At 44.4% G+C, this 12,614-nt stretch carries 10 protein-coding genes; 1 reads left to right on the top strand and 9 read right to left on the bottom strand.

All coding sequences use genetic code 11. The features are described 5' to 3' along the window. Window positions 1-314: 314 nt before the first annotated feature. Window positions 315-791, bottom strand: coding sequence for a DEP domain-containing protein (locus RID53_RS02245; protein ID WP_446386570.1), 477 nt, complete (start codon window positions 789-791; stop codon window positions 315-317). A 63-nt stretch (window positions 792-854) separates the two neighbouring features. Then, window positions 855-2,273, bottom strand: coding sequence for a glycosyltransferase (locus tag RID53_RS02250; RefSeq protein WP_446386571.1), 1,419 nt, complete (start codon window positions 2,271-2,273; stop codon window positions 855-857). Between the two features lie 135 nt (window positions 2,274-2,408). On the opposite strand from RID53_RS02250, the gene RID53_RS02255 reads away from it, so the two are divergent. After that, window positions 2,409-3,647, top strand: coding sequence for a bifunctional sterol desaturase/short chain dehydrogenase (locus RID53_RS02255; protein WP_446386572.1), 1,239 nt, complete (start codon window positions 2,409-2,411; stop codon window positions 3,645-3,647). A gap of 286 nt (window positions 3,648-3,933) precedes the next feature. Here RID53_RS02255 and RID53_RS02260 read toward each other — a convergent pair whose 3' ends face one another. The 7 genes from RID53_RS02260 to RID53_RS02290 all read right to left on the bottom strand — a co-directional run bounded on the left by RID53_RS02260 (window position 3,934) and on the right by RID53_RS02290 (window position 12,586). Beyond that, window positions 3,934-5,202 (bottom strand): glycosyltransferase family 4 protein, encoded by a 1,269-nt coding sequence (locus tag RID53_RS02260; RefSeq protein WP_446386573.1) that lies wholly within the window; start codon window positions 5,200-5,202, stop codon window positions 3,934-3,936. Between the two features lie 81 nt (window positions 5,203-5,283). Beyond that, window positions 5,284-6,912 carry a glycosyltransferase family 39 protein gene (locus RID53_RS02265; RefSeq protein WP_446386574.1) on the bottom strand — a complete coding sequence of 543 codons (1,629 nt, stop codon included), beginning with the start codon at window positions 6,910-6,912 and terminating at the stop codon, window positions 5,284-5,286. Window positions 6,913-6,944: 32 nt separating this feature from the next. After that, window positions 6,945-8,087, bottom strand: coding sequence for a hypothetical protein (locus RID53_RS02270; protein WP_446386575.1), 1,143 nt, complete (start codon window positions 8,085-8,087; stop codon window positions 6,945-6,947). Between the two features lie 49 nt (window positions 8,088-8,136). After that, window positions 8,137-9,312, bottom strand: a complete 1,176-nt coding sequence (locus RID53_RS02275) for a hypothetical protein (RefSeq protein ID WP_446386576.1) — start codon at window positions 9,310-9,312, stop codon at window positions 8,137-8,139. Window positions 9,313-9,424: 112 nt separating this feature from the next. Beyond that, window positions 9,425-10,159, bottom strand: coding sequence for a class I SAM-dependent methyltransferase (locus tag RID53_RS02280; protein WP_446386577.1), 735 nt, complete (start codon window positions 10,157-10,159; stop codon window positions 9,425-9,427). A gap of 34 nt (window positions 10,160-10,193) precedes the next feature. Next, window positions 10,194-11,498, bottom strand: coding sequence for a glycosyltransferase family 2 protein (locus tag RID53_RS02285; RefSeq protein WP_446386578.1), 1,305 nt, complete (start codon window positions 11,496-11,498; stop codon window positions 10,194-10,196). A gap of 17 nt (window positions 11,499-11,515) precedes the next feature. Next, entirely contained in the window at window positions 11,516-12,586 is a 1,071-nt protein-coding gene (locus RID53_RS02290; RefSeq protein ID WP_446386579.1) for a glycosyltransferase family 2 protein, read from the bottom strand. Window positions 12,587-12,614 lie beyond the last annotated feature (28 nt).

Below are 12,614 nucleotides of genomic sequence, written 5' to 3' on the forward strand. Positions count from 1 at the left end.
TTCCAAATCCTTACCAGGTGAGTAGGGGCGCACCGATGTGCAGCCGTGTCAACTTAAGGTAGAAAACCAATGCTGGCAAGGTGTTAAACCGTGTCTATCTACTCCTCAACATTTTCCCCCGCATCCCCTAACCCCATCACCCACCCTGGGGAGAAGGGGAACCAGACACGCTTACTCCCCTCACCCCGGCGTGGGAGAGGGGCTGGGGGTGTGGGGTTTAGCTTAAGCTGACACTAATGGCAAGCCTTGCGCCCCTACAATTCTAATCCACCAAATAAGGTGTGCCAGCCGAACCACGCTGTCAATCACCTGGCTCAACAATCATCCCGATAAAATCGGTAAAATGAATAATCATCTTGAAAGGGATAATCATCAATCACATGATGAATAATACCCCTATCAATCAACATTTGCCCAATACAAATCGCCTCCTGTCGAGACCCCTGAATCCGTTGTGCTAACCATTCCACCGCTTCCGCACCAATGAAACATTGTGGATAAACATTTCCCCGATAACGGCGGTCTTTTATTTCCACCCCATCTGTCCCCCGCATCGCGGCAACTAAAGCCTCAAGTTCTTTCTGCGTCAGCGTTTTAGCTGAAGTGATTGTCTGAGAACCTGATCCGGACATCTCCGTCGTAGCCGCGAGGGAATCTTGGGATTGAGCCGGGGAGGTAGGGTTAGATTGATTCCCATTTGTCGGCTCAATTGTTCGCGGCGAAGAGGTCGATGCATCCCGATATATTAACCGATTAAATATTTCTTCAAGTTGAGGCGATCGCAGCCTCAAGCAAGATCCCCGACTTCTTGGAGAAGTCGGGGATCTGTCTGTAGAGCGAAGCCGAAGGGTTAATCAAAACTCAAAACTTTCCTTCCCTGTCCCCTGATGCACCGTTTTCACCCATTTCAATCGCTTGGGACGCACAGACATGCGAGCGGTTGTAGCTGACATCACCAGCATCCAATGCATCATATAAAGAACACCGCGCACTGTTTGCAAAACATTGAGAAATAAACTGCCAATTGTCAACGGTTCATCCCGTTGAATCCGACGCAATCCCGTAAACATGGCAATGAAAGACAAGACAAGAGTCAATCCGGTAATCGGACTATACAGAGGCAAACGAGAACGAAGCAACGCCATTAAACAATCCGGTATAGCCGCCGTTGGCAATAGGTACTGAATAATTAAAAATGAGAATAAATCGATGGTTTTGCTCAAACCCAAACGATTACTAGCAATCAAACGCCAGTAGTCTAAATAACGCTGATATCCCCCCTCTGCCCAACGACTCCGCTGATGCCATAGAGATAGGGCGCTTGTCACACCTTCTTCATCCACGCCAGGAAATTCGAGGAAACGAATATCCCATCGATCCAGATGCAGGCGTATCGTTAAATCCAGATCATCGGTAATCGTTTGCTCATTCCAGCCGCCACAGCGTTCTAATGCCGCACGGCGCACAAACTGACCATTTCCCCGCAGTTCACCAATCCCACCAATGGCAGTCCGTTGGTTTTGGAAATAGCTATCCAGCGCCATTTCTGCCATCTGTCCTTTTGTCCAGAAATTCAGACGCGCATTCGCGATCGCTTTTCGCACTTGTACCGCGCCAACTCTCGACTGCTTAAAGATGGGTAGCACTCGCCGCAGTAGATCTTGAGTGATATGGGCATCGGCATCAAAGACACCAATCACGTCCCCTTTTGTCAAGGGTAATACTTGATTTAATGCCCCCGATTTACCGCCTGTGGCGTTAGCATCGCGATGAAATACGTTTAACTGATCGTATTCTGCCGCCAGTTGATCTAAAAGGATTGGGGTTTTATCGGTACTGTGATCATTAATTACCCAGAGTTCGCAGCGTTCCTGGGGATAATCTAAGTTACACAGCATCCTCACTAAGTTCTGAATCACCGCCTCTTCATTCTTAGCCGCTACCAGTAAGGACACAAACGGAAAATCCGCCGGATTCTCCCCCTGTAGCGGTTTTGGCACTCGGATCGGTCGCGCCACTAATACCCGGATCGCCTGAATCCCTAACAGTGCGGTTAACCCAAAGACTAACCAATACCCCCAGGACAGCAGATGCAGAGTGATCGTCCCGCCCCAAATCAGGGTCAGCGCCAACGCCGCTTTGCGTCGTCGCCCTTCGAGTCCCTGAAAGAAAAAGTCGCTCTCAAAATCATCTTCAGACCACTCAGACAGCAGAGAGCTAAGGGAATCAAGCTCACTGCTATGATTATTCTCTGTCCAGGAGTTCTCTGGCATACGCTCCTTGATTTCTCCACCCACGCAAATTGTATCTAATTGTATCTTATTTCGTTAATTTTTTTATACTTTGAGGAGTATGCTCTAGTATTTTAACGTTTGCTGGTTCTGCATGGGTGAGGATATAGCGTTTGTATGGTGATATCGTTTCTGAGTACAGCAGCATGGGGACTGGGTTCTGTTCTCTGGGTGGAACTAATCCGCGACTTCTATCACGTCTTGTCCCATCATTGGACACCGTTATATCGGTTGCACGTTTGGCACCATCGGGTGTTCAAACCGGATTTAACCCCGGTGAGTGAGCAAATTTATCGCCAAGCCCATTGGTACAATGATTTACCCGAATCCCTGGTGATGTTGCTGTTTAGCCTCGGGCTGTGGGGAATCGCCTATGTCTGGAGTGAACCCCATTGGGCGGCGTTGGCGGGGGTTGTCTATACGTTAAGCTTTTTAGGAAGTGCGATCGCGCGAGGGAGTGGACTCGCTGGTGCAGATGAACTAACCGACTTAACCCATCGTCCAGGACCATTCTTTAGTCCCCCCTCAAACTGGACAGTCAATCGCCCCTATCATTGGCGACATCACTTTGATAACCAAAAGGCGTATTATTGTGGCACATTGACCTTCGTCGATAAACTTATGGGTACCGCGCTATCCCTGAAAGGTAAAACAGTAGCCGTTACTGGGGCGTCTGGCACATTGGGGCGATCGCTATTGTATCAGTTGCACCAGCGAGGGGCTAAAGTTATCGGGTTAACCTCAAAGTCAGACCCGATTATTTTAACCGCAGCGGGTGAACCGCTATCGGTGAAAACGATTACCTGGCAAGTGGGACAGGAATCTGAGATTGCGGCTGAGTTAGAATCCGTTGATATATTGATTCTCAATCATGGGATTAACGTCCATGGAGAAAGAACCGCTGACGCGATCGCCAAATCTTATGAGGTGAATACATTCTCCAGTTGGCGGTTATTAGAATTATTTTTACAGACAGTTCGCACCAATCAAGATATTGCCCGCAAGGAAGTCTGGGTGAATACCTCAGAAGCCGAAGTCAGTCCCGCCGTCAGTCCTCTGTATGAATTAAGCAAACGGGCATTAGGGGATTTCGTCACATTACGCCGTCTCGATGCGCCTTGTGTAATCCGCAAACTGATTTTAGGACCATTTAAGAGTAATTTGAATCCCATTGGCATTATGTCGGCGGATTGGGTGGCAAAACAAATTGTTAATTTAGCGGTGCGAGATGTCCGGAATATTATCGTTACGATTAATCCGCTAACGTTTTTGGCATTTCCGATTAAAGAGTTTTTTGTCAGCCTGTATTTCCGACTCTTTAGTCACAAGGCGTCAGAATCATCAGTTAAAGAATAACGTCCCTATTCCTTTTGAAAAAACACCAGTTAGTAGGGGCGACCCGCTTGCATCAATTAAAAACTGTGTCCACTCAATTTTGTCGGGTCGCCCTTTACTCAATTTCCGCTTGTTGTTTTAGATTTTACGTAGTATTTCCGTAGGGTGCGTTAGGCGTAATTGATGATCATCATGAGCGGGTTAATTTGAATGTCGCCGTAACGCACCATGATTGCATCCGAACAAAATACCGTTAAATCGGGCGCACGTCGGTTAAATCGGGCGCACGTCGGTGCGCCCCTACGGTTCATGTATCCTTAAAAAGGAAATCGCGCAATTGCTGACCTACTGCCTCTAGAGAGAAGCTCATTTCTACTCGATGTCGGGCACGTTTCCCCAACTCACACCGCCATGCGGGATCATCAAGAACCCGACCCAGAGCCAGTACTAGAGCGGTTGCGTCTTCGCGAGGGACAACCAGTCCCCCTGATAACTCACCCTTCTCCAGAATATCGGGTACACCGGGCGCATCAGTCGCCACAACGGGCAAACCACAAGCCATTGCTTCTAGGGGAGCAACCGGGAACCCTTCATGACGAGAGGGGAGAGTGTAGAGATCAGCCGCCGCCAGATAGTTCCGGATAGCCCTGCGGTCAAGGATATACTCATTGATCCAAACTACACCGGGTAACTGCATTTGGGCAATCCGTTGGCGTAGTTGATCCGCATCGCTACCGGTGCCAACCAGGAGTAGCCGCAAGTCTCGTGCTGGGCGATCGCGACATACCTGTTCCCAAGCCGTAGTTAGGATATCGAGTCCCTTACGACGCAGGTCAATTCGCCCATGCCAAACCACTACCTCAGCCTCTGGTGGGATGCCTAGGGCGGTTCTGGTGGTCACGCGATCGCCCTCATCCCATATACTCAGGTCTAATGGGTTGAAAATCTGGGCTATCTTGCTGGATGGTACACCATAGCGAGACTGCACTCGCTGGACTTCCGTCTGGGGGGCGATAATTAAACCCGCACAAGCTTGCATGGAAAATGGACGCAGGGGATATTCAAGGCGACTCATCTGGAAGTCTCCTCCTTGAAACGTGGCAAACACAGGTAAGCCGATTAACTGCCCTAACAGGACACACATATCAAAGCGGGCATATTCGTATTCTTGACATAAAATTGCCTGACAGCCTTCCTGTCGTAGTTCGTGGGCGAGTATCCTCAAGGGCGTGGCTAGGTAAGGGGCGATATCTCGCCTTACGGCTGATAGTAGGTAACTAACACCTCGAACCATGGGGCGGTGGATGGCGCGATAGCGTTTAGGGGCAGGCAGTACACAAATCGTTGCACCTGTGGGTAAGTGGGTATAGCGTGTCGGTGTACTCACCTGGGCGGAAACACAGAATAATACTGTCCGCACGCCAGCAAGTTGCAAGGCGTCGATGTAACCGAACATCCAGCCACCGGTCATTTCCTTACAGAATCCCTCGAAGGAGATGCCGATGCTATCGAGAAAATCTTCAATTAGATCGCCCCAATGCAGTAATGCGATCGCGGCTTTGGATTGGGTGTTCATTTGGCAAAGCCTCCATTCACTCACGGTTATGGGCTTTCATCCGGTCAAGTAGCAGGGGTAGTCGCACAACTGATAGCGCATTCATGGGGAGACAGAAAGCTGAGTTTGTTTTTCTGGAGTAAGAATGCGATAAATGAACCAGTCTGGGCTTTCTTGCTTCAGTTCACAGGTGTGTTCGATATGCTCAGCCAGCATTGGGTGATGATTCCAGATCCGCTTTTTGTGCCGATTAACAATACCTAGCCAGTCCGCACCCTGATTTTGCAGTTCATTGAATAATCGGATCGCTTCTTGATCATCTTCAGGGAGTTCACCCCAAGCTTTATCGGGTTCAGCAGGTGGAAATACCCATCCCCGCCTTCGGCTATAGTAAATTGCAACCGGATCGCCCAAATCATTTGCCATAGTAATCACAAGTTCCTCAGGTGGGGATACCTCTCGCAGAGCAAGTCCAAGGGTATAACTTTCTTGAGCGTAGGGATGGTATATCCACCTCAAATTCCAATGAGCAAATCCACCAATGCTCAGTAGTATGACGACTATAGTTACGAGTGAAGCAGCCGACGCGGAAGGTACTGCAAGTCGAGAACGCGCTATTCGGTTGGTGAAGGCTGCGATCGCGATAATTGCATTCCCGGCTAGTGCTGCGGCTGCAGGGTTTATCAGGTGAAGGTTCCAGGGATTGCCAACCAGCTCCTTGGCTCCAATCAGGTAATAAATAGCAAAAGCTATCATCCACCAATGAAATAACCATGGAGCTTTTTGTAAGTCACCTACTGAGTGTTGATCAGAGTCCGCTTTCTCATGGGGGGGATGAATAAATAAACCAAAAAACACAAGAACGATTATCGGTTCCGTCCACATCCAGCCATTGAGATGTCGCCCCAGTTGGAGCAAAAAGAATTTTTCGTTGAACCAATTTTCTAACCCATAGTCCCACAGCCAATTTCCAGAACCTGCAAAATGATAGGGGGGATAGGACAGGGAAAGATGTCTTGCCCAAAGGTAATACGTGATAACGGGTAAGAGTGTGATCACCGCAGCAACACCAATCGTGACTAGCTTCTTTGGATGCAACATCCGCTTGCGACTGAGAATTGTCAGCATTGCGTACAGCATGGGAATGCCGATAATTAAGCCGGGGATTTTCGTTAAGAAGCCCAAAATACCGAATAAACTTGCAAGTATTAGATAGCGCAGGCGTTCGGTTTGGCAGTAAGCCACCAACATCCAGACACTGGTTGTGACTAAAGCAACCATTGCCGGATCAGGGAGGAATGAGCGTTCAACGAAAACGCTTCCTGGTAACAGCGCCATAACCGCAGCACTGACGAGGGCATGTTCTTCATTCCACAGGCGACGGACAAGTTTGTAGAGGGCAAAAATACCCCACAAGCCAAACATTACAGCGATACTACGCCCAACCCAATCTTGTTGACCGACAATTGTATAAAGTAGCGCAGCAAGGTAGGTTACAGTTTGGAATTCACGTCCTTGGTAGTTTGGACCAGGACCCGTCCAATTCACCTCTGGGTAGAAGATATTCCAATTACGGCGATAGAAATTTTCCGCCATCATCGCTGTACTAGCCTGTCGCCAACTGAACATATCCGTGAAGGGTTGGCTAATGTGATTAAACCGTAGAATTGCTGCCGTAATCAGGATTGCCAGAAGCAGATACGTTGTCGTGCGGGAACCAGTTATTTTCATTGCACACCCTTAAGCTTTATCGTAGTATTTTATTAGTTTGAATATTTTTCTAGTATTGGATATGGATTAAAATTACCATCTTCATCACTCCGCAACCATTCAGAGTTATTAGGAATCTCATGCCACCAAGGATATTTAGCAATTTTAATGCCACGAGAAATGATACCTGCTTTATAAGAGAAAGAACTTGGACTGAGGATGAGGATATCTGCGACGACCATACTATGAAATGTTTTGAATTGATTTTCATTGAGATGATAAACAACATTATTGAGTTGATCAAATTCTTGGAAATTGTCTTTTACACCTTGCGAAAATATATGGATGTAACATGTTTTATCTGGTAGCCAGGTTTTAATTGTATTGACTACTTCTATAAAGTAATAATTTTCTAACCATCTTTTGCGGAGATTAACATTTTCATCATTGGTCGTTACGATATCTCCTCTCCTGACATGGCAAGCAATATTTAATCCATCGTCTTTAAAATCGCACTCAACGGGATTTTTGCCTCTGGTGTTCCAATATTTTCGTCTCAGAATTTCTGAACTGGGCGTATGATCATAAACATTAGGAGCTGTGCAATCACTCTGTAGCTGAAAGAGAATATGACTACCCGGATAGGCAGACTTTATAATTTCACCGATAACATACTGTCCATAATCATCTTCTTTAATCCATCGCACTCTCGGCAATTTGACTATTTTGACTGTTTGATCCTTGATAATTTCATCGTAGACTACTTCTCCGTCACCAAAATTAAAAAATTCTTCCCAATTGTAGCCTCCAGCCGTCACAAGAGGTTGATGAACAAATTTGAGATCATATTTCATCGAATAAATCAAAGCCGCATTCCAGTTGGACAGTTGATGTCCCATTCCTGCCAGTGGATCTGGACGCCCTGTCAAGTAACGTCTCTGGCTATTCTTTAAATGAGACTCTGGATGCCAAAGTCCCAAGTTTTTTAGGGATTTTGTCAGTACATAACGCCAATATGAAGGATAAATCCAAAATCTAAAAGGGGTATAATTAATCAGGGGTTCTGGAATGCCATAATCATTGTTTCGCAAATATAAAAATTTCCCTTTTATATCCCTGAGCAAATACTTTATTCCCTCTCTTGAAAGGTAATATTTTAAAGTAAACAGAGGTTTAATAATCTTTTTAATATCCATGATTTATTTAATTTATAAAATACTATATGAAACCATAAATCAATAATAATCACAAGAATTTACTGATTTTATTAACAACCTTATTGTCACATGAATTTAAGTTAATAATCAGTGACGGTTGGTTGCTTTTACGGAAAAAATTATGCACCCAATATGCAAATCCTCCTGAAGTTATAATTAATATATCTGCACAAACTATTGCATGAATACTTTGAAAAAGATTTTGTTTTGATTCACCAACTACAAGAGAAATATTTGAAAAGCGTAAAAAATCATTGAATTCTTTACTTAGTGCTTTTTTTGTTTTATGCAGTTGCTTTAAATCATTTAGGTTTAGCTTTATTTTGCCTCTAACCATCGCCCATATAATAGTAAAAAATGTTCTTTGATAACCATCAGAAAGTACTTGTACAGAAAAATACTCTTCTCCGTATTTATTAAATATTTCTTGAATAAGATTATAAGCTTTAGTAGTATCCATTAGGCTTTGTTTCAATTCGTCTCTATAATCTGTACTATCAATCACTTTTATTGATGATGCAAATACTGAAACTAATTTACCATTTAAATTGATACAGGTTCTGTCGCCTTTTCTAATATGTAATGTTATCTTGACTTTTGAATTATCAATAGAAAATTTACCAGAAAATTTTTCTTTGGCTTTCCAGTATTTTTCTGGAAGCTTCAATTTTTTAATTGTACTATCATCTAAATTGGCACTGCGTACTATCTGCTCTATCTTCGATTCAAATTTATAGATGCCTTTAGTTACAAAAGAATAGATTTTTTCTTTTGAATATAAACCAAAATATTCAATACATTTTTTTAAATCGGATGTGGAATTTATTTTATCATCTTTTAAGATTTCATCTATATTTATTTCTACTATATTACATAACTCGAATTGTTGGTCGCTTATATTTAATTCATGCTTGTCTAAACCAATAAATTCAATAAGTTTATCTGTCGATGAGCTGTTAATAGATGTAAATTTATTAAGAATACTTTTTGACTTTTCAATGACTGTTTCAAAATAACCTACATTATAACTTCTAGGACATTTAAATGGCGTATGAACGTAAGTATAAGATAAAGCGATACCAAGGGTGTATAATTTTGATAGATGCCATAGTTGGTCAGAGAGTCCTACTTGCTCCGGTAATTTTACGGTAAAAAAGGTTTCATCTACTTTTTGAGAATCTAAATTAAGGCTCTGTTCATTCACTTGGTTATTTTATTGTAACTGTTTTTGTTCTGTAATATTTTTATATACCCTATCTATTATTAGAGCAAATAACTCTAGCTTACATTGTAAATTTTGTACATTGTACATTTTTTTATTTCTGCCAAGCCGATGCGGTTTCTGTACCCATAGATTCAGGCTTGTGTAGGGTGTAACTTAACCAGGTAATGGGACTGAGCAAAGCACAAATAAACTCACGATTCAGAGGGGATAAATGGGAGAATGCAATATCATGGCATAGCACAGTGGTTGGATTAATAAAGGTAGCATAACTTTGACAGGATAAACCAATCAGCTTCTTCAGTTCATCTAAAGTGTAGCCACGTCGGACATGACCCCATTCAGCCATGACATCAGTATCACTAGGGCAAATAGGTTTCATAAATTCGTAGTAAGGAAATCGCCAGTTTTCGTTGGGAGTGCTGATTAAGAGAAAACCGCCTGCTCGCACTACTCGCAATGCTTCTGATACAGCTTTTTCATGCGCTTGAATATGTTCTAAAACATCGAACATGGTGACAGCATCAAATGAATTATCATTAAACGGTAGCGCTGTAGCGTCTCCACAAACAAAACTAACTCGTTCCTGTTGATTGCAGGGAGCATTAGCATGGTCAGGATTTAGGTCTAGGTTTGTGACTTTGGTTTGGGGGTATAACAAAGCAGTCAAACCACTCTGACCCCCACCTATTTCGAGAATATTTTGAAAATTTTGTTCTGGAGCAATGCGATAAATAGCACGCATTTTTTCCCGGTAGAAAAAGCCCTGAGTTAGGGGACGAGAAAAAGGATTTTTCGACAAAAAATGATTGATTTGAGCTTTGTACATAGCTAAGATTTAAAATTACAGTATGAACGGGTAATCAAGAAATATCCGCTAATTTTTTAGCGTAGTCTCGATGTTGTAAATAAAACTTGATTCCGGCTAAACACCCAAAAATTTCTGTGACTAAGATTTTATGCCTGAGACCAAAACCTCTGAGGATACCGCCTAATAATACCTTGGCGTAATATCCCGGTAAAATGACAAATAAGCGAATCAAGTTTCCCCAGTGTCCGTATCGGGCGAATTGAACTAACAGAGCAACAACATGTCCCCGCATGTATTGATACATCTGCTGTTTATAACGCTCAAGTTCTTTGCGGTGGTAGTGGAAAACCACTGCTGTTGGTTCGTAACGACAAAGCCAACCTTCAGCTAAGACTCGATACCAAAATTCGGAATCCTCACTACAGCCAGAGGCTCCCGCCCCTAAGCGTTCATCAAAGTTGCCAACCTGTTCAAAAATCTCGCGACGAAACGCCATGTTAGCACCAGCACCAATGCGCCACACGGGAACACCCAGAGGTTGAATTGACTCAAAGAATTGTTGATCAAAGATACGCTTTCGATATCCCCAACTAAAGTTTCCGTGACCCGTTTGAAAGGTTAATTGAGATTCGGTTTCGAGTTCTCCAGGTAAGACTAATCCCGTCACCGCCATCACTTGAGGATTCTCAAAGCCTTGCTGAATTCGACGAATCCAGTCCGGATGAACGGCGACATCATCATCAGTGAAGGCAATAATCTTGCCTGTACTGTGGCGAATGCCTGTATTACGCGCTACACTTAGACCTGGACGCGGTTCTAATATGTAGCGAACATCAGGTATTTGGGAAACCACTTCCTTTGTTGCCTCTGTAGCGGGTGCGTTGTTTACAACGATAATTTCCTGGGGAGGCTGTGATAAACTGTGGAGCGATCGCAAACATTTTTCTAATTGCTCTGGACGGTCTCGTGTACAAATCACAACCGAAACCGCTTCACCGTCAGATTCGTTTGATAAGCATTCATCAAGTCTCTCTAGAGGGCGGTTTAATGCTAGTAACGCATAAAAATCTGGGGGTATATCTGGAGGCTGGTGTACGGGATGCTCCGATAGCGCCGCTTTAAACCCTTGAGGCAAAAGCCGATCGCCAACGGCGGGCGTAATCGTTTGTACCATTAGATTGGCGAGTTCCGTAGCACTCATCGGTAACTGGTCAACTGAAATCGCGTGATCGCCCAGAGGTACCCCATGCCACCAAAACACGATATACACTCCCTGATAGTCCGGCTCTGCGGGTAGTGCTGGGATACCTTCACTTAACTCTAGGTGGAGAATTTTCCAAGGAATAAACGTACTCATAAAATCTGCTACTTAATTTACTGTCCGGTAACATCCTGGCAACTGACGACGTTTTCGCGATTCAATGTCAACATTGAACGGCACTTGCGCCACAGCAAGCCAATGCCTTCAAAGCAAAGCACGCGAACTATCCAGCGCCAAATTCTGGCAGAACGACTGCACTTAAGTGCTTCTTGGAGTTGGGATACAGTGGCATCTAGATTGCCAGTAGCCAGGAGATTCCCTGCCGTTTCTACTGCCCAACCGGCATAGGTTTCTCTCGCCTGACGGGTCAATTGGTAAGCGACGGTAGGCGTCAAATAGTCAGGTAGATAGGATTCAATAATTTCTACCGCTTTACGCATATCTTGAACCAACTTGTTGGTTTTGACAGAACGTTCGGTTAGCGAACCCAGTCGCTTAACTCGATAGACAGCCAGAGGTTCGACTTCAAACCAAATAGGGTACTCCGTCGCTATTCTCACCCACATTTCCCAATCCTCCCCGCAGCAGGAGAAACGGCGGTCAAACCCACCCAGTTTTTCGTAAACATCCCGCTTAACCACGATTGAGGGTGTGGTTATCCGTTGTCCGGCAGCAATCTGTTCTAACCAATTCGGTACAATGCCACTTTCCGGTTTTTCGAGGTGGGAAATGCTTTGCCAGTGTCCGTATTCGTCCATATAAATATGGCGACAGAACGCCGCACCAATGTCTGAATTTTTCTCAAAAGCCCTTTGAAGTTTACAATAGAAGCCATCCCGCACATAATCGTCACCATGAAGGATGTGGATGAACCGACCACGCGATCGCTCTAAGCAGGTTTCAAAATTGCGGATATAGCCAACATTTTTGGGCTGTCTATAAAATGTTACTCGACCTTGACCCAGTTCCTTAACCACAGCTTCGGGATCATCCTGGGTAGAATGGTCATCAATCACCTCAATCTGCATCACCTCCGATCCTGGATCTTGAGCCAACACACTTGCCAAGGTTTCCCGCAAATAGTGAGCGCAATTATAACTAGGAATCATCACCGACCACAGAGGGCGATGTTCTGCTTCTGGAACTGGGATAATTGTTGCTCGATAGGGATGTTTGTTATTCATCGCTACTAAAAAATAGATGATTACCTGA

Origin of the sequence: Coleofasciculus sp. B1-GNL1-01 (assembly GCF_040220235.1) — a bacterium.
Classification (GTDB): Bacteria; Cyanobacteriota; Cyanobacteriia; order Cyanobacteriales; family Coleofasciculaceae; genus Coleofasciculus.

What these genes read in the sequence shown, in the direction of transcription:
- RID53_RS02250 (WP_446386571.1), bottom strand. Translation starts at nt 2,273, where the DNA reads ATGCCAGAGAACTCCTGGACAGAGAATAATCATAGCAGTGAGCTTGAT.
- RID53_RS02255 (WP_446386572.1), top strand. Translation starts at nt 2,409, where the DNA reads ATGGTGATATCGTTTCTGAGTACAGCAGCATGGGGACTGGGTTCTGTT.
- RID53_RS02260 (WP_446386573.1), bottom strand. Translation starts at nt 5,202, where the DNA reads ATGAACACCCAATCCAAAGCCGCGATCGCATTACTGCATTGGGGCGAT.
- RID53_RS02265 (WP_446386574.1), bottom strand. Translation starts at nt 6,912, where the DNA reads ATGAAAATAACTGGTTCCCGCACGACAACGTATCTGCTTCTGGCAATC.
- RID53_RS02270 (WP_446386575.1), bottom strand. Translation starts at nt 8,087, where the DNA reads ATGGATATTAAAAAGATTATTAAACCTCTGTTTACTTTAAAATATTAC.
- RID53_RS02280 (WP_446386577.1), bottom strand. Translation starts at nt 10,159, where the DNA reads ATGTACAAAGCTCAAATCAATCATTTTTTGTCGAAAAATCCTTTTTCT.
- RID53_RS02285 (WP_446386578.1), bottom strand. Translation starts at nt 11,498, where the DNA reads ATGAGTACGTTTATTCCTTGGAAAATTCTCCACCTAGAGTTAAGTGAA.
- RID53_RS02290 (WP_446386579.1), bottom strand. Translation starts at nt 12,586, where the DNA reads ATGAATAACAAACATCCCTATCGAGCAACAATTATCCCAGTTCCAGAA.